This is a genomic window from Pseudomonas sp. SIMBA_068 (assembly GCF_046534705.1).
GTDB lineage: Bacteria > Pseudomonadota > Gammaproteobacteria > Pseudomonadales > Pseudomonadaceae > Aquipseudomonas > Aquipseudomonas putida.
This window is the reverse complement of sequence record NZ_JAWRYI010000002.1, coordinates 125,363-150,343: the sequence shown is the minus strand read 5'-3', so window position 1 is coordinate 150,343 and position 24,981 is coordinate 125,363. Positions and strand designations below refer to the sequence as shown.

The following is a 24,981-nucleotide window of genomic DNA, read 5'->3' as shown; positions in this document are numbered from 1 at the left end:
GCACCGTTTGTCCATTGTCCGGCACTCTCGGTGGACGGCTGGCCTCAACCGTGCTGGCAAATCCAGCAGGAGTGAAAACCATGCCACGCGGTGACAAGGACAAATACACAGACAAACAGAAGCGCAAGGCCGAGCACATAGAGGAGAGTTACGAAGACAGGGGTTTGTCGAAAGAAGAGGCCGAAGCCCGTGCCTGGGCCACCGTCAACAAACAGTCCGGAGGTGGCGACAAGAAGGGCGGCTCGGGGAGCCACACGGCTGCCAGCGAAAAGAAGACAGCCCGCTCCGACTCAGCCAAACGCGCGGCCAAGTCACGCCAGGGTCATTCGCGCAGTTCGGGTGCTTCGCTGGAAAGCCAGAGCAAGCAAAGCCTGATGAAGGAAGCGCGCAGCAAAGACATCAAGGGCCGCTCCACCATGACCAAGGCAGAGTTGGTAGAAGCGCTGCGCAAACAAGGTTGAGGGCGCGATGGAAGGCACCGGCGTAGCCGGTGCCATCAACAACGGTATCCCGTCCTTTACCTGGGCTCCACCGAATCAGCCCATACCGACAATACCCGCTTCATCGCCTTCATGGCCGAGGTTGCGGCATGCGCACTCGAACTCGGCCTGGGCCCGTGTGGAAAAGTTGAGGCTCAAGCGCATCTTTTCTTGTGTGTCGTAAAGGTCATAACCCTCCCCCAGTGCGGCCGGAAAGCCAAGGCGCCGAGGGTAAACCTCTCTGTTTATTGGCACTGCAGGAACCACAACGAAGCGCGTCTGCATGATCATCCCTCTTCGGCAGTGCTTAAGTATTAGTACCGCTATGCCAAAGCATCAAGATGACTCATGCAATATTTTGGTACGGCTATTGGTATTTGCGAGCACCTGATCCCCGTTGCCCCACCAACCCAGCAAGAGATGCAGGCGCCCTATCAACAGTGATCGACGGTTACAGCGTGAACGACAGCGCCTGGCCAAGGAACCTGGCGCTAACCTGATGGCCTGTTTCATTCACGTCGAACGGCTGGCACATGGCCCCCGTGGTCACCACATCACCTGCCTTCAATGTCTGGCCGCGTTCGGCAGCATGGGCATACAGGTGGGCCAGCGACACCAGCGGGTCGGTCGCAGCATCGCCAGACAAGCCGCGGGCGCGTAACTCGCCATCTACGTACACCTCGGTGGTCTCGGCCAGGTCTGCAAGCAAGGGGACGTTGATGCCTGCCCCGAGGCTGTTGCCCACGACCAACGCTTCAAAGCCCACGTTGTCCGCCACGAAGCTTGGCCAGCCGACGCTTTTGCGGTCGACGAAGCGTGAGCGCACCACCTCGAAAGTGACGCAGGTTGCGCGGATATCCTCGCTGGCCGGCACCCGTCCCGCTTGCGGGGGGATATCGCGGTCAAGCACGAAGGCGATCTCGCATTCGATGGTCACAGGTGTCACCGCCGGCAGCTCGATGCGCACACCATCAGCGTGGCAGCGCTTTGCTTCCAGTTGGCCAATCAGCGGCCGGGACAGGTTGGCCGCACGCATGCCTGCGGGGCTGCCGACACCCAGCTTCCACCCGGCACGCTGGCCAGCGGCGGCGGCGAAGAACTGATCCTGGCTGTCATAGCCTTGTTTCAAGGTTTCGGGCCTGAGGCTGGCAGGCAGTTCCGTGAGCAAGTCACCGCTGCGCCAGTGCTGCAGCAACAGGGCCGCAGTACGTTGGGGTACGAAAAGCGAACTGTTCATCAAGACCTCATGGAAATGGGCGATGCGGGGCAACCGATGCTAGGGTCTGAAATTGATAATGATAAATATATTGTCATGATGCCTGGCATCACAAACCGTTATGAAACGACTTCTGGAAGCTGATGCGATCCATGTGTCGCGATTGGGCCGCAACGCGGCCCCACCGGTCTCGACGGTCCTGCAAGGATCCTGGGGCCGCTCTGCGGCCCAATCGCGACACAAGGCCGCTCCCACAGGGATTGCACAGGCCTGACGATCACTGGTCAGCAGAAACCGGCTGCTTCAGCAGCAATACATAAGCCATCGCTGCCACCGCCGCCACCGCAGCACTGATCAGGAACGCCGAGGCAAACGACCCGGTCTGCTGGATGCTGAACCCGGTCACGATCGGCGCCACCGAGCCTGCCAGGTAGCCACCGAAGTTCTGGATCGAGCCAAACGAGGCCACGCGCTGGCTATCGACCACAGTGTTGGCAATCATCCAGGCAGTCGAGCTGGCCATATTCACGCTGAACAGCGCGCAGCACAGCAGCGCCACGCTGAGCATGAAGCCGCTGCCGAACGACAGCGGAACGGTAAATGCCGCCGCCGCGAACAATGCCGTCACCACTACCCGCTTGCGGCTACCCAACACGCTGGCGCCGTTCTTCACCAGGCGGTCGCAGATGCGGCCCGCGACAATGGTGCCCAACGCGCCGAATACATAGGCCAGCGATACCACCCAGGCCGTCTGGTACAGGCTCAAGCCATGCTCACGTTCGAAGTAGCCCGGCAGCCAGGTAAGGTGCAGCCACAGCATGTAGATCACCCCCATGAAGCCCAGTACGGCGCCCCAGGTGCTCTTGTGGCGAAACAGCTCGGTCCAGGCCGCCAGTTGTGCCCGCAGGCTCGGCCTGGCGCTTGCCACCGGCTGTTTATGGGCCTGTGTCGCCAGCAGCCGCTCACGCTCCTCTGCAGGCAGCTCGGCCAGGTAACGCGCCTTGCTTTTGTAGAAGGCGAACCAGCAGGCGGCGACCAGGATGCCGAATACCCCAGTGACAATGAACATGCCGCGCCAGCCCCAGGTGACCATCAGCAGAGTCAGCAACGGTGGGGCCAGGCACGGCCCGATGCAGGTCGATGACAGCACTATGCCCGTCGGTGTGCCGCGCTTTTCGGCCTCGAACCACTCCGCCAGGGCTTTTGCCGCCGACGGGAACATCGGTGCTTCGCCAATCCCCAACACCACCCTCAGGCCGATGAATGCGGAAAAACTGTTGATCAGGCCGGAGGCCGTCTGCGCCACTGACCAGCCCAGCAGTGCCGCCCCCAGCGAGATCTTGCTGCCCAGGCGGTCGATGATCATGCCCAGCGGCAGCTGCGAGAAGGCATACGCCAGGGAAAACGCTGACAGCAAAATGCCCATCTGCGACGGGGTGATGCCCATGTCGCGCTGGATAGACGTATTGGCGATCGACAGCGCACTGCGGTCGACGTAGTTGATGATGCCGATTACCAGCAACAGGCTGACGGTGATGACCTGGTACTTTTTGAACGGGTTCGGGCTGGCGACCGCTTCCCCTGTGGGGACAAGCTCGGCTTGCGCATACTTGGTATTCATGGGCGTTCACTTTTGTTGTTATTGATTGAACAGCGGATTGGCGCCTTACATCGACGCTTCAAGCAACCACTGGTAGTCCTCGGCAGACGCCTCACGCGGGTTGGTCCGATGGCTGTGATCGGCCAACGCGCCCTGGATTATGCGTGGGTACTGCTCTTCGCTGACACCCAGTTCGCGCAGGCCGGTCGGCAGGCCCAACGCGCGGGTCATGTCGCGAATGGCCTGTTCGATCTGGCTTTCGTTTGCCAGCCCCATCGCTTGGGCGATACGCGCCATCTTGTGCTCGTTCAGCACGGTTGCGGCCTTGCGGTTGAACGTGATGACAGCAGGCAGGAAAATTGCGTTGAGGGTGCCATGGTGCAGGCGCGGGTTGATCCCGCCCAACGCATGGCTAAGGCTGTGCACGCAGCCGAGCCCCTTCTGGAAGGCCAGTGCACCTTGCAGTGAAGCGCTCATCATGTTGATACGCCCATCGAGGTTCTGCGGGTCTCGGGTAGCGCTTTCGATAAAGCGCCATGCACGCCACAGGCCGTCCAGGGCGATGCCATCGGCAGGTGGGTTGAACGCGGGCGCCATGAAGGTTTCCAGGCAGTGGGCAATCGCATCCATGCCGGTGGCCGCGGTAAGTTGCGCGGGCAGGCCAAGGGTGAGCGCCGGGTCGCAAATGGCCGCCTTGGGCACCACATGGGGCGAGATCACGCCCACCTTGCGCCCGTCATCGAGAATCAGGATGGCGCCCCGCCCTACCTCGCTGCCGGTCCCGGCCGTGGTGGGTACGGCAATCACCGGCGCGGTTGCCGGCGTGATTCGTGCCAGGCCGCCTTCGATCACCGCAAAGCTTTTCAATGGCCCTTCGTGCCGGGCACACACCGCCACACCCTTGGCCAGGTCGATCGCCGAGCCGCCGCCAATCGCAATGATGCCGTCACAGCCGCACTCCTTGAACATGGCCACGGCTTCACGCACCGCGGTCTCGTGGGGGTTGGGTGGCGTACCGTCATAGATCGGCAGTTGGGCAGCGCTGTCGGCAAAGGTGTTCAACGCAGTATCGACGATACCGGCAGCGCGCACGCCACGGTCGGTCACGATCAAAGGCCTGGTTATACCAATGCGCTCGCACTCGGCAGGCAAGAGGGCAATGGCGCCGATATCGAACTGGATCTGGGTAATGTAGTTGATCAGGGACATAAGGCTCAGCAGGCTCCTGGCATTGTTGTTATGGGCGGTTCAGCCGCACTGGATGCGACACCGTGCAGCGCCAGTATAGGAATGCGCGCCTGGCCATGGTATTGAGAACAATCCATAGCGGTATAACCAGGACACATACCCGATGACCCCATCACTTAACTCGATCATGTCCAGGCTGCATGCCCGCCACCTGCGCCTGCTCATCGAGCTGGACGAGCACCGCTCGCTGCTGGGTGCAGCAGGCAGCGTCGGGCTTACCCAGCCCGGCGCCAGCAAAGCGCTGCAGGAAATCGAAACCACCTTCGGTACGGTGTTGTTCAACCGCACCAACCGCGGACTGGAACCCACTGCCGCCGGGCACTGCGCCATCCGCTACGCGCGTGTGGTGCAAACCGATATTTCCAACCTGCGCCATGACCTGGATGCAATCCTGCGCGGTGTGGGCGGCCGGCTGGCGGTGGGCGCCATCATGGGCGCGGTGCCATTGCTGATGCGGGCCGTATCACAGCTGGCCAGTATCCAGCCGCAGATGTCGTTCGAGATCATCGAAGACACCAGCCAGTCGCTGCTGGCACAGATCGAAAGCGGCCGGCTGGACATTGCCCTGTGCCGCACCAGCGTCAGCAATACGCCGCAGCTGTTTGCCAGCACCTTTGTCCAGGATGAGACGCTGGCGGTCATCGCCAATGTCGACCACCCGCTCAAACACGCCCAAACCGTCAGCCTTGCCGAGTTGGCCGAAAGCCGCTGGATCGTATACCGGGCCAACATGCCGATGCGCGTGCAACTGGAGCGTGAATTCCACGACGCCGGGCTGCGCTTCCCGCTGCACCTGGTTGAAACCACCTCGATCCTGGCGACATTGTCGCTGCTGCAGGACCGCCCCGACTTTGTGGCGTTGGTGTCGATTGACGTGGCCCGGCAATGCGCGATGAACCAGCAAGTGCGCATACTGCCCCTGGCCATGGGCTCGGTCAGCGACCCCTACGAGCTGGTCACCCGCAAAGGCAGCCAGACGACGCCGGCCATGGACACACTCACCGAACTGCTGTTGCAAGGCGGACAGCACAACAACAGTTAGTTGTGTTTTCAGGCAGGAGCAGCCCATCGCAGGCATCTAGGTGATCGTCATCGTCTCCGCTGCCGACCCTTCGCGTGGGCAGATTCCGCAAACCACTACTGCCTGCTTGAAGACATCCGCCTGCAAGGCACCCCAGAACAGCACCGCTTCGTCTACTAGCTGGTACTGCAAGGCCAGGCTGCTGGCAGACCGCGCCGAGTGGGCCTGAGTGAAACGCGCGGCTAAACCGGCAGCTCTGTGGTCAGCTTGATCTTTTCCATCGGCACTTCGGTCTTCACGTTCTGCACCACGCTCAGGCTGGTCAGGTGCTTGATCTGGAAGCGTCGATAGGCTTCCAGGTCTGCCGCCACCACCCGCAACAGCAAGTCGCAATCGCCCGCCATCACATGGCACTCCACCACTTCAGGCAACTGCCGCACGGCCTCGACAAACTCGTCGGTGGTGTCCTGGTCCTGGCGCTTGAGCCACACCCGCACGAACAGGGTCAGGCCCAGCGCTACCTTGGCCGGGTCCAGCAACGCCACATAGCGCTCGATCACCCCGGCCTCTTCCAGCAGGCGCACCCGTCGCAGGCACGGCGAAGCAGACAACCCCACCTGCTTGGCCAGCTCCTGGTTCTGCAACCTGCCGTCGCGCTGCAGCGCGCGCAGGATGCGCCGGTCGATGGCGTCGAGCTTGATTGGCATTGACAGACCTCATTATCGATATTGTCGGTAGCAGATTCTAAATGCCAGTCGTATCAGCGCAACTACGCAAGCCAATTTCAGCGGTTCATTGGAATAATTTGCCTCCACTGGAGGTGACCATGAATACCCTTGAACCTGTACTGAACGATCCCCCTACCACCACGCCACAAAGCGAACGGCGCCGGGGTGCCGTTGCCGCCCTGCCGGTGCAGCTGGGGTTCATCCCTTTTGCCCTTGTCCTCGGCGCGCAGGTCGGGCCGCTGCTCGGCGACCTACGCAGCTGTGGCTTCGACATGGCGTTCGCCGCGGTCTTCCTGGCGCTGCTCAAGGGTATGTGGAGGGGCGTACACGCCGCCCTGGCCTGGCTGTTCAGCCTGATCACTGCCGCACTGTTCTACCTGCTGATTCCCGGTGGCTGGTACGTGCTCGCGGGTACCGTGGCCGGTCTGGTGACCGCTTACCTGTGGGCCAAGCCATACATGGCCGTGGCCACCTACCTGACCCGGGCGCTGGGCTTTGTACTGCTGCGCAACCGTACCCTGGGGCCGCAGCTGACCCAGGTGCTGAACGCCGCACCCGGCTGCGTGCTGATTGCCGTGATCGCACCCAAGTTTGTCTCCGGGCACCCGGCGGACCTTATTGCGCTGGGGCTTACCGTCTACGCAGCTTCGAGGTTCTCTCTCTTGCCGGTGGTGGTGTTTGCCATCGTGATGACGGGGGTGCTACGCATGGTGATGCCGGCATGATCCGCTGCGGCACCTACACTCCATTGACACAAATCAAGCCCTCGCGCCGGGTTCGCGCGACGATGGCTGCAAGCAAGGAATGACTCAAGCACCGCCAGGCGCACAGTGCACAACCCTCGAACACTGTGCGCGGCCTTGGACAAGGAGCCCCACATGAACCCGCTGAAACACATACTGGTAGCCACCGACCTGTCCCCCCATGCCCGCAACGCAGCGGAGCGCGCTGCCTACCTGAGCAACGCGCAGCAGGCCTCACTGGACCTGCTCTACGTTGCCAACCCGGCGCCCTTCGAACGCCTCAAGCAGTTGGTGGCGCCTGATGACGACCTGCTGAAGCGCATGCTGGCTAGCGCCGCCGAGAAAACCCGCGCACTGGCAGCCCTGCTGTTCCAGCGCTACAACATTTCCGCGGGTGTGCAGGTCGCCAGCGGGTCGGTGATCACGGAAATCACCCGGGTGGTGCAAGACAAACACAGCGACCTGCTGGTATGCGGCGCCAAGGGCCAGAGCATGGCGCGGCGCCTGCTGCTGGGTTCAACCGTGCAGAAAATGCTCAACCACATGCCCTGCCCTTTACTGGTGGTCAAGCCGGCCCCTCGTGATACCTATCGCACGGTGCTGGTGCCGGTCGATTTCTCTCCCGCTTCGCTGCGCGCCATCAAACTGGCCAGGGCCATTGCCCCACAGGCCGAAATCATTCTGCTGCATGTGTACGAAGCCCCGTTCGAAGGCAGCGTGCGTTTCGCCCATATCGACCACGACACCCTCACCCATTACCGCAATGTCATCCGCAAGGACGCACAGGCACAACTCGCTGCATTGAGTGAGGCCGCGGGCATTGCCGATGCACGGCAGATTCTGGAGCACGGTGACCCTGGCTGGCGCATTGCCGAGCAGGAGCAGGAGCTGGAGTGCGACCTGATCGTAGTCGGCAAGCAGGGTGCAAGCGCGCTGGAGGAGCTATTGGTTGGCAGCGTCACCAAGCATGTACTGAGCGAATCGCAGTGTGACGTGCTGGTGGCCCCATAGGCTGCAGGAGGGCCGACCAACGCTACTCCAGGTAGTGGTGCAGCGCCCGCGTCAGCCCGTCGAATACCTGCACAACCCGCCTTACCCGGCGCAAATCATGGTGCATGGCAACCCAGATATCGACGCGGAAAGCCACTTCACCCGGCAGCACCTGCACCAGCCCGTGCTGCCTCGCCAACTGGTTGGCACATACGCCAATACCGAGCCCCGCCCTGAGCGCTGCAAACTGGGCCAGATGGCAGTCGGTGCGGACAACGCTGCTCGCCAGGCTGCAGGCAAGGCCCTGCTGCCCTAGGAACGCAAGCTCTGTCAGGTTGCGGTCTGGGCCAATCAGCGGGTAACGGCCCAGGTCATCGAGACTGCGCGGGGTGCCTTTGTCCGCAAGCAACGCTTCGGTTGCGTACAGCCCCACCCGCAGGTCCCCCACATGCCGCGTAACGACCGTCGCCTCGGTGGGCCGACGAATGCGCACTGCTACATCGGCCTCCTGCAACGCCAGGTCTTCCATGCGATTTGAAACGCTAAGCTCCAACGCCAACCCGGGGCTCGCATCGCGCAGCGCTCGCAGCATTGGCGGCAGCACCTCGACACCCAGCAGTTGGCTGGCAGTGACCCGTACGGTGCCGCCGGCCTCACTGGCCTGGGCGGAAGCCGCGCGGGCGAAGGCTTCGGCGGCCAGCGCCATGGACTCGGCATGCGCGACCAGATCCCTGGCGGTGTCGGTCGGCATCAACCCTGCTGGCGAGCGGACAAACAGGCTGGTACCGACGCTGTGCTCCAGCGCGTCGATCCGGCGCCGCGCCGTAGCCTGAGCAATCCCCAGCGCACGGGCGGCGGCAGAAAGGCTGCCAGTTCGAAGGACGGCGAGGAAAACCCGCTGGGTTTCCCACTGTAGTTGCGGGGCGTTCATACATTTCCTATGAGCAGGTAGGCAGCTTTGATCAGTTTCAATCAAGCAGAATCTGCCGCATCCTTTACCAGACCCGCTTCATCAATCAAGCGCCCCAGGCGTGAACAAGGAAGAAAACGACCATGCAACTTGCCGGTGAGTGCCGCTGCGGCGCTGTTACCTACCACTCCACAACCACGCTGCAGGCGGCGGTGTATGCCTGCCATTGCCAGCATTGCCAGGCATGGAGCGGCAGCAGCTTTGCGCTGCACGCCCTGCTACCAGAAGACGCGTTCACGCTGAACGGCCCCATGGTCGAATATCAGTACGAGCAGATGGGGCAGCAATCGCGGCACTACCTGTGCGCGACATGCCACACCCGCATCTACAACACCACCTCGGCCGCACCTGGGCTGTGGGTACTCAGGGCTGGCACACTGCATGAACGCGCTGCGCTGCAGCCTGTTGCGCATATCTGGGTCAGGCACAAGCAACCTTGGCTGGCTTTGCCTGCCGGTACACCGGCCTGGGAAGAAAGCCCTACTGCTGAAGCATTCGCGGCTGCCTTAGGCGGGCATCGCACGTAAAATCGCTATATAGTTTTATACACAGCAAACCTTGAAAGACCAGGCGTTTCATCGATTGCGCTGATGATGACTATCAAGCGGCCTGCCTGTCGGCCTGGCAGGCCATCCCTATAATCGCCTGCAAATCCCTCCGCTCCTGCGCCTGCTACAGGCGACATCCCTCATGGAACCGACCCCCATGCCAAGCAACCGCCAGGCCCGTCGCGGCCTTCCCGAACATAATCAACAGAGTGTCACGCAGCAATGGCTGGCAATCCTCTCGGTCGCCGTGGGTGCCTTCGCCCTGGTCACCAGCGAGTTCCTCCCGGTGGGGGTGCTCAACGATGTGGCCAGTGACCTTGGCATCAGTGCAGGCCTTGCCGGCCTGATGGTGACCCTGCCCGGCATCATGGCCGCGCTGGCCGCGCCGTTGATTTCCGTGGGTGTCGGTGCGCTGGACCGGCGCTACCTGCTGATTGGGCTGACGCTGATCATGATCATCGCCAACACCATCGTGGCCTACGCCGTCGACTTCAACCTGCTGTTGGTCGGCCGCGTGCTGCTGGGTGTCAGTATCGGTGGCTTCTGGGCGACCGCCATCGCCCTCAGCGGCCGCCTGGCTCCCGACGGCATGGGCGTGGCCAAGGCCAACTCTATCATCATGGCCGGCGTAACCCTGGCGACCGTGGTGGGCGTGCCAGTGGGCACCTGGCTCAGCGGCCTGATGGGCTGGCGCATGACTTTCCTGGTCACCGCACTGGTGGGCATACCCGTGCTGCTGGCGCAGGTATTCCTGCTGCCGCGGCTGCTGCCGGAAAAGGCTATTCGCATCAGCGACCTGCCAGCCTTGTTCATCAACCCGCAAGCACGGGTAGGCTTGATCGCCGTGCTGCTGATCGGCCTGGCGCACTTTGCCGCGTACACCTATGTTGCCCCGTTCTTCAAACAGAATGCCGGCTTTGACGGGCCTACGATTGGCTCGCTGTTGCTGCTGTATGGCGTAGCCGGGTTCATGGGCAACATTTTCGCGGGCTACGCTGCCAACCGCAGCGTGCGGCATACCCTGATGCTGGTCGCGCTCATGATTGCTGTCAGCACCGCCCTGTTCCCGCACTTCGCCACCGGCATGACCGGCGCCGCCATGCTGATCGCGCTGTGGGGCTTCGCCTTCGGTGCGTTCCCGGCCTGCGCCAACATCTGGATGTTCGTGGTGGCACCCAAGGATGTTGAACGTGGCATGCCGCTGTTCGTGGCCATGTTCCAGGTGATCATTGCGCTGGGCTCGTTCTTCGGCGGGCAGGTGGTCGACCATATGGGCACCGCAGTGCTGTTGAGCCTGGCCACCGCGTTGGTGGGCTGTGGTTTCGTCACCGTGCTGGTGCTGGGGCGCAACGTCAGCAATAGCCTGGCGGCGCAGCCAGGCTGAGTAGCAGCCTGGAGCGACTGCGGAAAGCTTGAGCTATTGAAGACCGAGGCGCTTGCTTCGCGGGCACGCCCGCTCCCACAGGTGCCGTGCCGGCTTCAGGCTTACGCATTCCCTGTAGGAGCGGCTTTAGCCGCGAACACCGGCGAAGCCGGTGCCATCCACCGCGCTGGATTCTTCGCGGGTGAACCCGCTCCCACAGGGCTAGTGGCAGACAGGCTTATCCCACGCCAGGTTCATGCCGCTCGGGCCGCCGTGGTTGCCTGCCGCAGATCACCGGAACCTCCGCGCCGCGAGCCCTGGCCAGCAGTTCCTCTGTGTCATCGCCCCCGGGCAGCGCGAGCAACAGATCAGGGCGGCTGTCATTGAGCATGAACAGGTTGCGCAGACGTTCAGCTTGCTTGCCGTGCAATTGCCAGTTTGGCGGATAACGTACCAGATCGGCACCGTGCTCACGTGCCCAGCTTTCGATCTCGCCGCCCAGGAACTGGCTGCCACCGTGGATCAACACCCGGATCGGCCGCTGGCGCTGAACGTCATCCAGGGCCTGGCGGCAGCGCCGGGTGTCGGCATAGTTGCGTCCCGCACAGATCAGTACTCGCATGGTCTGCTCTCCTCGCCTGGCTCAGAACCATTGCCCGAAGCGGCGGATGTAGAGGGTCTTCATCCCTTGCGCGACCACGCAATAGCCCAGCAGGGTAGCAACCAGCCAAGGGAAGTATTCCCACGGCAGCGGCACCAGGCCGACCATCGCGCCCACCGGCGAGAACGGGATGTAGATCCCCAATGCCATCACCAGCCCCGTTGCCAGCACCACCGGCAACGCAGCGGTGCTTTGGAAGAACGGCACCTTGCGGGTGCGCAGCATGTGTACCACCAAGGTCTGTGACAGCAACCCTTCGATGAACCAGCCAGACTGGAACAGCGCCTGCATCTCGACGCTGTTGGCGGCGAACACATACCACATCAAGGCAAAGGTGGTGATGTCGAAGATCGACGAGGTCGGGCCGATCCACAGCATGAAGCGGCCGATGTTGCGGGCATCCCATTTGCGTGGCTTGCTGAGAAACTCCTTGTCCATGCGGTCCCACGGCAACGACAGCTGGGAGAAGTCGTACATCAGGTTCTGCAGCAACAGGTGAATTGCCAGCATCGGCAGGAAGGGAATGAACGCACTGGCCACCAAAACCGAGAAAACGTTGCCAAAGTTGGAGCTGGCAGTCATGCACAGGTACTTCATGATATTGCCGAAGGTTTCGCGGCCTTTGAGCACCCCCTCCTCCAGCACCATCAGGCTCTTTTCCAGCAGGATGATATCGGCCGACTCCTTGGCGATGTCGGTGCCGCTGTCTACCGAGATACCCACGTCGGCATCGCGCAGGGCTGCGGCGTCGTTGATGCCGTCGCCGAGGAAGCCCACCGTGTGACCATTGGCTTGCAAGGCCTTGAGCACACGTGATTTCTGCAGCGGGGTGAGTTTGGCAAAGACCGTGCGCTCCTCGACCTGAAGCTTCAGGGTGGTGTCGTCCATGCGCTCGATGTCCTGGCCGAGCAGTGGCAGGCCTGGCTCCAGGCCCACCTCACGGCAGACCTTGCAGGTAACCACCGGGTTGTCGCCGGTCAGCACCTTCACCCGCACGCCCATGTCGCGCAGGGCGGCGATGGCCGGGCCGGCAGTTTCCTTGGGTGGGTCGAGGAAGGTCAGGAAGCCCTGGATCACCAGGTCGCGCTCATCGTCGGTGTGGTACTGCGCCTTGCCTTGGGCAGCCGGGATCTCGCGGGTGGCGACCATCAGCACACGGAAGCCATCCTGGTTGTAGGCCTCGGCGCTGGCCAGAAGCTGCTGGCGACGGAGCGGGTCCAGGGCAACGACGCTGTCGCCTTCCTGCACATGGGTGGCGATAGCGAGCATTTCCTCGACCGCACCCTTGCTGACCAGCAGGTGATCACCCAAGGCGTTTTTCACCACCACCGACAGGCGACGGCGGATGAAATCGAACGGCAGTTCGTCGACCTTTGTGTAGGCATAAGGCACCTTGAACTCACAGTCCTGGCCAGCGAAATGCAGCACGGCCTGGTCCATCAGGTTGCGGATGCCGCTCTGGTGATGGCTGTTGAGCCAGGCCAGTTCAAGAATATGCCGGTCGCGCTGGCCGTCGAAGCCCACGTGGTGTTCGAGGATGATCCGGTCCTGGGTGAGCGTGCCGGTCTTGTCGGTGCACAGTACGTCCATGGAGCCCAGGTTCTGGATGGCGTTCAGGCGCTTGACCACCACCTTGCGCCGGGCCATGGCCACGGCGCCCTTGGCCAGGTTGGCGCTGACGATCATCGGCAGCATTTCCGGGGTCAGGCCCACTGCCACGGCAAGCGCGAAGAGGAAGGCATCACCCCAGTCGCCCTTGACCACACCGTTGATCATGAACACCACCGGCACCATCACCAGCATGAAGCGGATCAGCAGGCTGCTGACGCTGTTCACGCCGCGGTCGAAGGCGGTCTGGCTACGGGAACCGGCAATGGCTTTGGCCAGCGAGCCGAAGTAGGTACGTCGACCGGTGGCGACCACCACGGCGCGGGCGCGGCCGCTGACCACGTTGGTGCCCATGAAGCAGATGTTCGGCAGCTCGAGCAGGTTGCCCTGGTCAGCACCATGCCCGGTGGCGGACTTCTGCGCGACATTGCCCAAGGTGTCGTACTTCTCGACCGGCAGCGCTTCGCCGGTGAGCACCGCCTGGCTGATGAACAGGTCGCGCGATTCGAGCAGACGAATGTCGGCAGGGATCATGTCGCCTGCAGAAAGCTGCACGATGTCGCCGGCCACCAGTTCGTCCATGGGCACTTCGCGCAGTCGCGGGGCCTGCCCGACCTGCTCGCGGCGCAGCACGGTGGCGGTGGTACGCACCATGGCCTTGAGCGCGTCGGCGGCCTTGTTCGAGCGGTATTCCTGCCAGAAGCGCAGCAGGCTGCTGAGGCTGACCATGGTCATGATGATGATGACCTTGGTCAGGTCGGCGTCGTCTGTTTCGCCGGCGCTGACCGGCAACCAGTAGTCGGTGACGAAGCTGATCCCGGCCAGGGTCAGCAGTACATAGATGAACGGGTTGTGCAGGGCCTTGAGCAATTGCACCAGGGCGTGGGGTTGCGGGTCGTGGGCGACCTGGTTGGCCCCATCGCGCTCCAGGCGCTTGCCGGCTTCGTGCTCGGTCAGGCCCTGCTCGCTGGCATCCAGGTTGGCGAGGGTGACCGCCAGGCCATTGCGCGCTTCACAGGCGGCGCGGGTAGACAGGCGGGTTTCGCGTTCGGCCTTGGCCGATGAGGTGTTGCGGTGTTTGACAGTCATGTTGCTGTGCTCCTGCCGCTGCAGCGGCACGACACACAGACGTATCACTCAGGCGGTGAACGAAGGCATGTCGGGTCGCAGAAAAATACTGGGCTTTTCCGACAGTTGTCTGTCCGCTGCCGAGGGTCGGAAGTTGTTTCGGCAGCGAACTTTCTACTCGCGCAGTCCATGGTTTGATTCCTTTTGATAAATACCGGGCAATAGCTGCCCGCGAACTTTTAATTTAAAAAGTTCGAGAGCAAAGATACCGTTTAATATCTTTTATTCAGCGAGAAGTCTGGGGGCTCAAGCGGGCATGAAGACACACCAGCCGCCCGCATCTACTGGGGGGCTCCTGGCTGTCGTCAGGGTACCCGTGCAGGCGGGACGGCCGGGCACGGGCCTGCTGCGGCGCAAGGCCGGCGAACAGGCAATGTGAAACGAATGAAGTGAGGTTCATGAGCTTGCCTCCAACCGGCAGACACCAGTGGCGGCAAGTCACGACGGAGCATCAGGCTCTGGCGCGGCTTGCCCGACCAGGGTGTCGGGACCGGTGTTCCGGTTCAAGTGCCTGACCCGGCCATATGGCAGGGGTCAGGCAGCGACTAGATACTGTGTCCATTGAATTCTTCAGTGAATGGAAAAAAGGCCCTTTCTCGGGGCGATCGAACTTTATTCAAGCGTAGTATCGAAGTCAACCCGCAAGGGGAACTTTAAATAAGTTTCACCCACTTTTAATGTAACAACGATCAGGTTCGAGTTTGACGCCCGTCGCCCGGCGAACCTTACACCCTGAACCGCCCCACCAATGCCGTCATCTCCCCCACCAGCCCCGACAGCGCCTTGCTCGCCTCGCTGGTCTGCTGCGCTCCCGTCGCCGAGTTGATCGACAGCTCGCGAATGTTCAGCAGGTTACGGTCCACTTCCCGTGCGACCTGAGCCTGCTCTTCGGCCGCACTGGCAATGACCAGGTTGCGCTCGTTGATTTCGCCAATCGCACTGTAGATGCCTTCCAGCACCTGCCCCGAGGCCAGGGTCACGTCCAGTGTGGACTGGGCACGGTTGGTGCTGGCCTGCATCGACGCCACTGCCGCTTCGGTGCCCGCCTGCACGCGGCCGATCATCTGTTCGATTTCCTGGGTCGATTGTTGCGTGCGGTAGGCCAGCGTGCGCACCTCATCCGCCACCACCGCAAAGCCGCGCCCGGCCTCACCGGCGCGGGCCGCCTCGATGGCGGCATTGAGCGCCAGCAGGTTGGTTTGCTCGGACACCGAGCGGATCACTTCCAGTACCTTGCCGATATCCCGCACCTGCCCGACCAGTTGCTCCAGGTGTGCACTGCTGGCCTGGATCTCGCGGGTCATGGCCTCGGTGCCGTCGATGTTTTCGCTGACTTGCTGGCGGCTCTGCGCGGCCAGCTGGTTGGACTCGCTGGTGGTTTGCGAGGTGGTGATGGCGTTGCGCGCAACCTCCTCCACGGCCGTGGTCATTTCGGTCACGGCGGTGGCTGCCTGCTCCAGCTCCTGCCCCTGCTGGCGCAGGTTGTTGGCGCTTTCCTCGGTAACCGCGTTCAACGCCGTGGCAGCGGCGTCCAGCTGCCGGGCACAGTGGTTGATCTGCCCCAGGGTGTCGCGCTGGCTCTGCTGCATGCGCTGCAGTTCGTGGAACAGCTGGCCGATCTCGTTGTTGCCCTGCCCCTGCACCGGCACGCTCAGGTCGCCACCGGCAATACGCTGGAAATGCCTACCGGCTTCGCGCAGCGGGTGCAAAACCCGCTGGGCAATGAAGGCCCAGCACAGCGCCGCCAGCACCAAGGTCACCGCCAACAGCCCCAGGCTTAGCAGTTGGGCGCGGGCCAGGCGCCGGTCTGACTCAAGCATGATCTGCTGGCCACGTTCGTTCAGTGCGCCAACCAGCTGCTGGCGTAGCGCTTGCAGCCGGCCCATGGCATTGCCGGCATCGCTGTTGACCTTGAAGTACTGCTCGAGCGAGCGCTGGCGGGTCGCCTCACGCTGCCCGGCCACCGCCTTGGCGTAATCGGCAAAGGTAGCCTGCAGCTGGGTTGCCAACGTGCGCAGGGCTGGATCGCGGGTGTTCTCGACAAATTCGTCGACCAGCGTCTGGCTCTTGTCGTTCAGCTCGACCGACAGCGCCATGCGCTTGGCCGCACTCTCGTCATGGCCACCCAGCTGCTCGATGAAGCCCGAGGACACATTGGCGCTGGCGCGAATCGCCATCAACAATGCGTTGTTCAACCGGTCGGACTGGTGTGCGGTCTGGTCCAGCTCGGTGATCTGCTGGTCGCTGCCCACTGCTGCCCACCAGGCACTGACGGTGGAAAACAGCAGGGTCAGGCTGAACAACGACAGCACCCAGAACATTCCGGTACGTATTTTCAGGTTGGCAAGCATGCGGGCAGTACTCCTTGTTGGCACCACTTCTGGTCGAGATTCGACGGTGGGTGTGCTGCTATCGGAGGTGCCGGCGTAGGCTTGAGCCGCAGGGAGGCGGTTATGGGCGGTAACCGAACAGATGTTGCCGGGCGCAGGCTGCGCCACGGCCAACCTCAGCGGTCGAGGAAGTCGACTACCGCCTGCGCGAAGGCCTGCGGTTGGTCCAGCATGACGAAGTGGAAGCTGCCATCGATACGTTTGAAGCTGATGTTTCGCGTCCCGGCGTAGGCACTTGCGAAGGTTGCATCGACGCTGGCAGCGGGTATGCCATACAAGGGGTCATAGGCATAGACGACCTGCACCGGCGACTGGATGCCGCCAAGCTCCGGGCGCAGGTCGGTGGTCATCAGTTCATAGGTGGCATCGGCTACCGTCTTGCGGTCCGAGTGCAGCGCGGCTTCGACCAGTGCCGGCCGGGCCGCAGCGGTCTTGGCCAGCCGGTCGATGGCTGTGCGCTGCATGGCTTCGGCCTGTGCTGCCGGGGCCAGCAGCATCCCATCACGGAATGCGGCAGCCTGCGGTGCAGCCGTTTCGGCAGTTGCCGTGGGGTCGATCAATAACGTGTAGAACGGCAGCGCATCGACAACCATCAGCCGCCCTACCTGCTCGGGGTGGCGTGCGCCAAGCATCAGCGCCACCTCACCGCCCAGCGAATGGCCAATGATGGCCGGCGCCTCAAGGCGCTGGCTGCGGATATAGCCTGCAACCGCCTCGGCCACCGGCGCGGCCACGCGCGCGTCCACAGTGGGCACGGCAGGCGAACCGGCAAAGCCCGCAACCTGCACCAGGTGCAGGCGATGCTGTTGGCGCAGTGCGCTGGCAAGCCCCGACCAAACCTCACGGGAAGAGGCCAGCCCGGGGATCAGGATGACGTCCGGCCCGGTGCCCTCGACTTTTACCGAGATACGTTCGCCCGCTACAGGCACTGGCTGGCTTGGCGCAGCCAATGCCGAGCCCAGCGACAAGCTGGTGCCGATTACTGCAAGCAGGGTTCGTATGCGCATGGTCGCCATTCCTTTGACTTAGACGGAGAAAAGCCCGCCACTATAAGGGGCATGGCAGCCATGGGAAAACTATCGTTTGCCACCCGCTGCGCTGCGCCGTTAAAGTCGGGGCCTGGGCGCCGGCTGCGCCTGCGGTCCGCGCGAAGGGGTTGCCCGAGCCACGCGTCACTACATTCCCATACCAGCTCCCGGCTTGTCGGCGGACCGAGCCCCAAAGGAGTTGGCATGCCCGCCATCAATGCTTCCCGCCACCACGGCTTGCTCGACCTGCCCGCCTTGCGCAAACGCGCCAAGCGCTTGCTGACTGAACTGAAAAACCACCAAGCCGACGACGCCCGCGAGCAATTGCGCACGCTTGGCCTGCCCGGCCCCGACTACCGGCTTGCCGACACTCAATGGCTGGTGGCCCGCGAGGCCGGCTTTGCCAGCTGGCCAAGGCTCAAGGCCCATGCCGACGCCGTGGCTTTCGCAGCACGCCACCCCGGTTTTTCCGCCGATGACGAGGCCAGCGTGCAGCATTGGCGCTGCGGCAACGACATCGCCCACAGCTTGCGTACCGCCGGGTTTGCCGGCGCCTTCCAGATGTTCGACGACCCGATGGTCATGGGGCCTGTACCGGCGCTGCCCGACGAGCAGTACTGGCAGGTGCGCAGCGCCTACGTGCAACAGGCGTTCAAGCTGAGCCCCCAGGACCTGGAACAGCGCCAGGCGGCGCAGCGTAGCGCACTGGCCGGGCTGAACCGCGACAGCGAAATTGTGCTGTGGTGCGAGGCCGACGCTTACGACCAGCTGTTCCTGATTCGCGTGCTCGCCAGCCTGCCCGGCCTGCCGCATCGGCTTGAGCTGATCGAAATTGACCAGGTACCCGGCATCGAGCGTTTCATCGGCATCGGGCAACTGGCCCCCGACCTGTTGGCCTGGCTGTGGCCGCAACGTCGCGCACTGGGTGAGGATGCACTAACTCTGGCCCGCGAGGCATGGGCAGCCTACACCGCAGCGGATCCACAGGCCTGGGCAGGCCTCGCTGGCCGCCAGCACTCGGCCTTGCCGTTGCTGGGCCGGGCACTGGCGCGCCAGCTGCAGGAGCTGCCGGGGGCGCAGGATGGATTGAGCCTTACCGAACGCCTGCTGCTGCGCGTGCTCGCTTCACGCGGCGAGCTACCGGCCGGCCTCGTATTTGGCCAGCTGATGATGCAGGATGAGCCGCTGCCTTACCTCGGTGACATGATGTTCCACGTGCTGTTGCAGCCGTTGATCCACGCGCCACAGCCGCTGCTGCTGGAAGGCCCGGGAGAAGCCTGGGCGCAGCGACCGCTGCGGCTGACGCCGCTTGCCGAGCAGGTGCTTGCAGGCAAGGCGCACTGGCTTGATCACAACCCTGCGCAGCGCTGGGTTGGCGGGGTACTGGTGGATGCGGCTGACAGGCCTTGGGTAGTGACCGAACAAGGCGAGGTGTGGCGACGTTGATGATTCCTCAGGGTTAGCAAGCCCCTGTGGGAGCGGGTATACCCGCGAAGCAGGCAACCCGGTGTATGGCACCGGCTATGCCGGTGTTCGCGGGTAAACCCGCTCCCACAGAGCCCTCATCCGGGCTTGCATCTTGATTTTATCCCGCGGCAATAGCGCTCCACGCCTGTGCCAAACGCTGGGTGGCCTGCCGGATCTCATCCACATCCAGCGAAGCAAACCCCAGGCGCAAGGCATTCTCAGTATGACCAAACGGCGAGAACTGGCGACCGCTGCGCACCACCAGGTCCAGCGCCAGCGCCTTGTCGACCAACTGATCCACATTGATCGCGTCGGCAAACCGCACCCACAGCGCCAACCCACCTTCCGGCTCCTGCACGGTAATCTGCTCGCCAAACGCATCGTGCAGGCAAGCCAACAGGGTCTGCCGACGCCGACGGTACTCGCGGTTGACCCGACGCAAATGCTTCTTCAGCTCGCCATCGTTGATCAAGTCCGCCAGCATCCGCTGCATCACCGCATCGCCCTGCCCCAGGGTCAGCGTCGCCCTGCGCTCCAGCACTGCGGTTACCTCAACCGGCGCGACGATATAGCTGCAACGGAACGTGCTGCCCAAGGGCTTGGACAGTGTGCCGATATAAATCACATGCCGCTGCTGACGGTCGCTGGCCAAAGGCAGATAAGGCCGCCCGGAAAAATGGTATTCGTAGTCGTAGTCTTCCTCGACCACGCAGAAGTCGTGCTGCCGCGCCAGTTCCAGCAACTGCTGCCGGCGCCCGGCTGGCAAGCTGACCGTGGTCGGAAACTGGTGATGGGGCGTTATGTACATCATCCGCACCTTGTGCTGCCGGCACAGGGCATCGATCTGATCGACCCGGCAACCCTCATGGTCCAGGTCCACGGTCACCAGCCGGGCACCGAACTGACGGAAAATCTCCCACGCCGGCGGATAACTCAGGCGCTCGACCAGCACGGCATCCCCCGGCTTGAGCAGCACGCTGGCCAACAGGGACAGCGACATCTGCACGCCTTGGGTCAGGCAGATATGCTCGGCGCCAACGTTCAGGCTGCGATTGTGCCTCAGCATGTCGGCCAGGGCGGTGCGCAGGTAAAGGCTGCTGCAATCGCTGCCATGGCGCACGCTGTTGCTGGTAAAGCTGCTGCGCAAGGCATTGCGGTAGTAGCGATGCAGAACTGCCTGGGGCAACAGCCGATGGTCACAGGCGCCGTTGTCAAAGAACAAGGCCCCTGGCCGCCCCTGCTGCGCTGCAGCCCGTTCGTTCGCCTCGAAGTAGGCAATGGCAGGTTCCTCTGGCAACGCCAGGGCGAAAGGCCCCGTGGTAGCGGGTTCGGTGACTGTGCCGGTCGCCAGCTGTTGGCTGACGAAAGTGCCCCGGCGCTGCACGCTCTGCAGCCAGCCTTTGGTCTCGGCTTCCTCGTAAGCAAGGATCACCGTCTTGCGGTTGACGTTCAACAGTTGCGCCATTTCCCGCGTGCCCGGCAGCGGCGTGCCAGGGCGCAGGCGGCCCTCGCTGATCGCGGTCACCAGGCCTTCGACGATCTGCCGGTATGAAGCCTGCGCCCCATCGAGCCTGAGCAGTGGCTGCCATTTGCGAAGCTGGACCATGTGAATTATCCAAAACTGGAGGTTTTGCTGGTCCTGGACTATAGCAACAATCGAACCTTCAATTGCCCTGAGGTGTTCATGCAAAGCCGCCACGTCATCGAATTGTCGCCCTCGGGCAAAACCTTCGAAGCCAGCCACGAGCTGCTGCTCGACGCCATGCTCGCCAGCGGCCTGCCGGTACTGTTCTCCTGCCGCCGCGGCGCCTGCGGGTCCTGCAAGGTCAAGGTAGTGTCGGGGCAGTATCAGGACAAGCAGCGAGATGCGGACACCCCCGCGCCCTGCTACCCCCTGGCCGCCGACGAGATACTGCTGTGCCAGAGCCACGCCTGCAGCGACATGCGCCTGGCGATCCCTGGCTGGTCCCTGGACGCCCCGGCACTCGCGTTCCAGGCGCAGGTTCTCAGCCAGCGCGAGCTGAGTGCAGATATCGTCGAACTGGTGCTGCAACCTGCTCAACCGCTGGAGGTGCGGGCTGGCCAATACGTAAGGTTCCAGCTCGACAACGGTGACAGCCGCTGCTTCTCCATCGCCAACCTGCCCGTTCAGGACCAGGGGCAACTGGTGTTTCATATCCGCAAGGTCAGCGGCGGCGTGTTCACCGAAGGCCTGCTGCCCACCCTGCAAGCAGGTGCCGTACTGAACCTTGAGGGGCCGGTGGGCGCCTGCACCTGGCAGCATGAAGACCAACGCCCACTGGTGCTGTTTGCCACCGGCACAGGTTACGCCGGCATCAAGCCCTTGTTGCTGACAGCCCTGGCCCGCGGTGCCAAGGTCACGCTGTACTGGGGTGGGTCATCGACGGCGGACTTCTATGACCGTGCGTTTCTCGAGCAGGCCAGCCATGAACACCCACACTTTCGCTGGCACCCGGTGCTCTCGGCTGAGGCACGCGTGCAGCAGGTGGCGTTGGGCCAGGCGCATCAATGGACCGACACCCAGGTCTATGCCTGCGGCAATGCCGCCATGATCAGCCAGGCCCGCGAACTGTGCCTTGCCGCGGGCGTACAACCCCACCGATTTGTCGCGGAGGCCTTTGTCGCCAGCGGCGCACTGGCACCCCAGGCTGCAACCGCCAACACCCTGCACCCAGAGCTGGAAAAGGTCGGCCCACGCTACTCGCTGGATGGCATGCTCGCTGCCCGCGAGCAGTCAGTGCGGTCCGTGGCCGCAATCGCCAGCCAACTGCGCATCGGCATGACCACCGCCCAGGCACTGGAGATGGCTGCGCAAACCTTGCAGGCAATGGGCGCGTCCCACACCTGGCACCCCACCTACATCCGCTTCGGCGACGACACCGTGCGTACACCGCGGCAAGGCATAGACCTGCAGCGTGTATTACGTACTACAGACATTGTCGTCGTCGACGTCGGCCCGGTATGGGATGGCTACGAAGGCGACTATGGCGACACCTTCGTGTTTGGCCAGCACGACCTGCACCACGCCTGCGTCAAGGCACTGCACGAGGTGTTCGACGAAACGCGCGAGGCCTGGGGCCATGGTTTGACCGGACGCGAGCTGTATGACTTCGCCGAACGCAGTGCCCAGGCCAAGGGCTGGCAGCTGGAACGCAACCTGGCCGGGCATCGCGTCGCCGACTTCCCGCATGTGCTGTATGGCCAGGACAAGCTGGCCGAGGTGGAAATCGTCCCGAGCGAGGTGGTGTGGGTACTGGAAATACAGTTGTGCCACCCCACCGAACCGATCGGGGCGTTTTTCGAAGACATTTTGATTGCTGAAGGCAAGCAGACCATGGCAAGGGTCGCTTGACCGACCCTGCAAAACCGGGCGCGGGTCGATCAATCCAGGCTTACAGGCCGGGGCCGGTGTTCTTGCAAAACCGTCTGTTCCACCTGCTGCTCGAACCACTTCAGCACGGCTTGGCACGCGGGGTGGGCAACGCCGCTGTCCCTTAGCCACAGGGCATACACCCCGCCAGTCTTCAGCGCCTCGCCGAAGGGCACCACCAGGTCGCCGCGCACCAAGGCATCGTGGGCCAGCATTCGGTCAGTCATGGCGATGCCCATGCCGCGGGCTGCCGCGTCCAGCGCCAGGTCGTCCAGATTGAACAACAGCTCTTGGTACTTGTGCTCGGCCGGGGCCTGCTGGGCCTTGAGCCACAGGTTCCATTCGTAGCGCGAAGTGGAGCCGTGGATCAGCGCATGGTCGACAAGCTTCGCCGCGCACTTGGGCGGGGCGCGGCCGTCGCCCAGCACGGGCGCACAGACTGGGATCAGGTACTCGTCGAACAGCGGCGTCAACGGGCGTTCGTCCAGGCCGCCCGGTAGGTAAAGCACATACGCGTCGCAGTCGCCGCCGGTGTCTACCAGGTCGCCGCCGACCGTTTCAATCGACAACGTCAGGCCTGGGTTGAGCGCATAGAACGAGGTCAGCCGCGGCAGCAGCCAGCGTACCGCCAGCGATACGAACATGCGCACGCGAAATGGGCGGCCCAGCGGCGTCGGCGCCAGCTTTTCCTCCAGCGTGCGCAGGGTTTGCAGCATGCCCTTTGCCACCCCGTACACCTCGTGCCCATGGGCGGTCAGCGCGACCTTGCGGCTGGTGCGGTCGAACAACGTGGTCTGGAAATGCTCCTCCAGTTGCTGGATCTGCCGGCTGATGGCGCTCTGGGTCAGGTGCAACTGGCGTGCAGCCTCGGTGAAGTTGCTGGTGTCGGCTACCCGCACCAGGGCCTGCAACGCCTGGAACGATGGCACACGAAGGTTTTTATCCATGCAAATTCCGAATGGATGAATGAATTATTAGCGTTAGAAATTGCGCTTTGGTCCTCGTAAATTGGAGCCAAGACGCGCTTTCGCGGGCAATAGCCAATAACGCCTGTGCATCGATACTGAAGGAGTGACACGCAATGAACAACCACTGTGGCTGGATTGCGCTGGCCGGTGAGTCACCGCAGCGGCCGCGCCTGCAAGGCACTCATAAGGCCGATTGGCTGATCATCGGCGGCGGCATAACCGGCCTGTCCGCAGCCCATGCCCTGGCGCGCCGTTTTCCGTCGCAGCGGATCGTACTGCTGGAGCGCCAGCGGGTCGCCCAGGGCGCTTCGGCACGCAACTCTGGTTTCGTGGTCAGCCACGAGCTGCCAGGTGCTGGCGAACTGATCGGTACAGCAGGTTTTTCCGGCTATCAGGTCGCCTCGCGCATCGGTGTCGCGGCGGGTAATGAAGTGCGCCAGCAAATCCGGGCGCTGGCTATCGACTGCGAGCTTAGCGACCATGGCTACCACTTCGCGGTACACGAGCCTGCCCATTTGCAGCAGGCCGAGCAGGCACTGGAAACCCTGCGTGCCGTGGGTGCCCAGGCAAGCTACCACGAGGGAGAAGCGCTGCAACGGCGCCTCGGTACGGCGTTCTATTCACGCGCGATCCATTGTGCGGGCGGCAACGGCCTGATGCAGCCGGCGCGCTACGTCAAAGGGCTGGCCGAGGGCCTGCCAGAACAGGTGGAAATGTTCGAGCAAAGCGCTGTGACCGACTTGCGCCGTCGCCCTGGCAAGGGCTGGACTGCCCGCACCGAGGCTGGCGAGGTCGAGGCCCGGCAGGTACTGGCCTGTGTCGGTGCGTTTCTGCCCAGGGTCGGGCTCAAGCGCAGCGGCACTTTCCCTCTGGAGCTGAGCGCAAGCATCACCCGCCCGTTGACCGGGGCGCACTGGCAACAGCTGTTCGACGAACAGGGCTGGGGCGTGCTGTCTACCTTGCCGGGCGGCTGCACCCTGCGCCTGCTGCCGGGGCGCCGCCTGCTGATTCGCAACACCGTGGAATACCGTCAGCACGACATCGACAACCGTGGCCTGGCCGTACGCCAGGGTGCACACCTGCAGGGTTTGCAAAAGCGCTTCCCCGGCATCACCGCGCAGGATCTGCAATACACCTGGACCGGCCACCTCAGCGGCACCCGCACAGGCGAGCCGTATTTTGCCCGGGTCGCCGACGGCCTGCATGCCGTGGCCGGCTGCAATGGGTCCGGCGTTGCCCGCGGCACCTTGTGGGGCCGCTTGCTGGTCGAAATGGCACTCGGCATCGACTCGCCGTTGCTCGGCGACGTGCTGGCTCAGGCCAGCCCTGGCTACCTGCCACCCAGACCGTTCTTCGACCTGGGCGCCAAGGTGCGCATGGCCTGGGAAGTACGCCGCGCGCGGCTGGAACGCTGACATTCAAACTACCTCGCAA

Annotated in this window: 21 protein-coding genes; 9 read left to right on the top strand and 12 right to left on the bottom strand. The window is 63.2% G+C overall.

The window, feature by feature from the left end:
• The first annotated feature begins 80 nt into the window (after positions 1-80).
• Positions 81-461 (top strand): termination factor Rho, encoded by a 381-nt coding sequence (locus tag SB756_RS06715; protein ID WP_341798896.1) that lies wholly within the window; start codon positions 81-83, stop codon positions 459-461.
• A 75-nt stretch (positions 462-536) separates the two neighbouring features.
• Here SB756_RS06715 and SB756_RS06710 read toward each other — a convergent pair whose 3' ends face one another.
• The 4 genes from SB756_RS06710 to SB756_RS06695 form a co-directional block, all read right to left on the bottom strand.
• Positions 537-770 carry a hypothetical protein gene (locus SB756_RS06710; RefSeq protein WP_410910480.1) on the bottom strand — a complete coding sequence of 78 codons (234 nt, stop codon included), beginning with the start codon at positions 768-770 and terminating at the stop codon, positions 537-539.
• 160 nt (positions 771-930) lie between these two features.
• Positions 931-1,716: a 2-keto-4-pentenoate hydratase gene (locus SB756_RS06705; protein WP_341795909.1), complete on the bottom strand. Its 786-nt coding sequence runs from the start codon at positions 1,714-1,716 to the stop codon at positions 931-933.
• 256 nt (positions 1,717-1,972) lie between these two features.
• The gene (locus SB756_RS06700; protein WP_341795910.1) at positions 1,973-3,316 is read right to left on the bottom strand and encodes an MFS transporter; all 1,344 of its coding nucleotides are present in this window, start codon (positions 3,314-3,316) and stop codon (positions 1,973-1,975) included.
• Positions 3,317-3,361: 45 nt separating this feature from the next.
• Positions 3,362-4,504, bottom strand: a complete 1,143-nt coding sequence (locus SB756_RS06695; RefSeq protein ID WP_410910479.1) for an iron-containing alcohol dehydrogenase — start codon at positions 4,502-4,504, stop codon at positions 3,362-3,364.
• 142 nt (positions 4,505-4,646) lie between these two features.
• Here SB756_RS06695 and SB756_RS06690 point away from each other — a divergent pair, with 142 nt between their 5' ends.
• Positions 4,647-5,585 (top strand): LysR family transcriptional regulator, encoded by a 939-nt coding sequence (locus tag SB756_RS06690; RefSeq protein WP_341795912.1) that lies wholly within the window; start codon positions 4,647-4,649, stop codon positions 5,583-5,585.
• A 221-nt stretch (positions 5,586-5,806) separates the two neighbouring features.
• Here the strand turns inward: SB756_RS06690 and SB756_RS06685 are convergent, their stop codons facing one another.
• On the bottom strand, positions 5,807-6,271 hold the full coding sequence (locus tag SB756_RS06685; RefSeq protein ID WP_012272789.1) for an Lrp/AsnC family transcriptional regulator: 465 nt from the start codon (positions 6,269-6,271) through the stop codon (positions 5,807-5,809).
• A gap of 479 nt (positions 6,272-6,750) precedes the next feature.
• On the opposite strand from SB756_RS06685, the gene SB756_RS06680 reads away from it, so the two are divergent.
• Positions 6,751-7,017 carry an AzlD family protein gene (locus SB756_RS06680; RefSeq protein WP_341798897.1) on the top strand — a complete coding sequence of 89 codons (267 nt, stop codon included), beginning with the start codon at positions 6,751-6,753 and terminating at the stop codon, positions 7,015-7,017.
• A gap of 153 nt (positions 7,018-7,170) precedes the next feature.
• Entirely contained in the window at positions 7,171-8,046 is an 876-nt protein-coding gene (locus SB756_RS06675) for a universal stress protein (RefSeq protein ID WP_410910478.1), read from the top strand.
• Between the two features lie 22 nt (positions 8,047-8,068).
• Here SB756_RS06675 and SB756_RS06670 read toward each other — a convergent pair whose 3' ends face one another.
• A complete protein-coding gene (locus tag SB756_RS06670; protein ID WP_341795914.1) occupies positions 8,069-8,956 on the bottom strand; it encodes a LysR family transcriptional regulator in 888 nt (295 codons plus the stop codon).
• A 122-nt stretch (positions 8,957-9,078) separates the two neighbouring features.
• On the opposite strand from SB756_RS06670, the gene SB756_RS06665 reads away from it, so the two are divergent.
• Positions 9,079-9,522: a GFA family protein gene (locus tag SB756_RS06665; protein WP_341795915.1), complete on the top strand. Its 444-nt coding sequence runs from the start codon at positions 9,079-9,081 to the stop codon at positions 9,520-9,522.
• A 178-nt stretch (positions 9,523-9,700) separates the two neighbouring features.
• The gene (locus SB756_RS06660; protein ID WP_041167770.1) at positions 9,701-10,927 is read left to right on the top strand and encodes an MFS transporter; all 1,227 of its coding nucleotides are present in this window, start codon (positions 9,701-9,703) and stop codon (positions 10,925-10,927) included.
• A 217-nt stretch (positions 10,928-11,144) separates the two neighbouring features.
• Here SB756_RS06660 and SB756_RS06655 read toward each other — a convergent pair whose 3' ends face one another.
• From SB756_RS06655 to SB756_RS06640, 4 genes are all read right to left on the bottom strand, one after another.
• A complete protein-coding gene (locus SB756_RS06655; RefSeq protein ID WP_341795916.1) occupies positions 11,145-11,528 on the bottom strand; it encodes a DUF2493 domain-containing protein in 384 nt (127 codons plus the stop codon).
• 21 nt (positions 11,529-11,549) lie between these two features.
• Complete coding sequence (mgtA, locus tag SB756_RS06650) at positions 11,550-14,264, bottom strand: magnesium-translocating P-type ATPase (RefSeq protein ID WP_410910477.1); 2,715 nt, start codon at positions 14,262-14,264, stop codon at positions 11,550-11,552.
• Between the two features lie 764 nt (positions 14,265-15,028).
• Positions 15,029-16,654, bottom strand: a complete 1,626-nt coding sequence (locus tag SB756_RS06645; RefSeq protein WP_410910476.1) for a methyl-accepting chemotaxis protein — start codon at positions 16,652-16,654, stop codon at positions 15,029-15,031.
• 155 nt (positions 16,655-16,809) lie between these two features.
• Positions 16,810-17,700 carry an alpha/beta fold hydrolase gene (locus SB756_RS06640; protein WP_410910475.1) on the bottom strand — a complete coding sequence of 297 codons (891 nt, stop codon included), beginning with the start codon at positions 17,698-17,700 and terminating at the stop codon, positions 16,810-16,812.
• A 225-nt stretch (positions 17,701-17,925) separates the two neighbouring features.
• Here SB756_RS06640 and SB756_RS06635 point away from each other — a divergent pair, with 225 nt between their 5' ends.
• Positions 17,926-19,167 carry a DUF1835 domain-containing protein gene (locus SB756_RS06635; RefSeq protein ID WP_410910474.1) on the top strand — a complete coding sequence of 414 codons (1,242 nt, stop codon included), beginning with the start codon at positions 17,926-17,928 and terminating at the stop codon, positions 19,165-19,167.
• 139 nt (positions 19,168-19,306) lie between these two features.
• On the opposite strand, the gene SB756_RS06630 is transcribed toward SB756_RS06635, so the two are convergent.
• Positions 19,307-20,794, bottom strand: a complete 1,488-nt coding sequence (locus SB756_RS06630; RefSeq protein WP_410910473.1) for a PLP-dependent aminotransferase family protein — start codon at positions 20,792-20,794, stop codon at positions 19,307-19,309.
• On the opposite strand from SB756_RS06630, the gene SB756_RS06625 reads away from it, so the two are divergent.
• Positions 20,795-22,561, top strand: coding sequence for a M24 family metallopeptidase (locus SB756_RS06625; protein WP_410910472.1), 1,767 nt, complete (start codon positions 20,795-20,797; stop codon positions 22,559-22,561).
• A gap of 29 nt (positions 22,562-22,590) precedes the next feature.
• Here the strand turns inward: SB756_RS06625 and SB756_RS06620 are convergent, their stop codons facing one another.
• Complete coding sequence (locus SB756_RS06620) at positions 22,591-23,526, bottom strand: LysR family transcriptional regulator (RefSeq protein WP_341795923.1); 936 nt, start codon at positions 23,524-23,526, stop codon at positions 22,591-22,593.
• A 134-nt stretch (positions 23,527-23,660) separates the two neighbouring features.
• On the opposite strand from SB756_RS06620, the gene SB756_RS06615 reads away from it, so the two are divergent.
• On the top strand, positions 23,661-24,962 hold the full coding sequence (locus SB756_RS06615) for an NAD(P)/FAD-dependent oxidoreductase (protein WP_341795924.1): 1,302 nt from the start codon (positions 23,661-23,663) through the stop codon (positions 24,960-24,962).
• Positions 24,963-24,981: the final 19 nt, after the last annotated feature.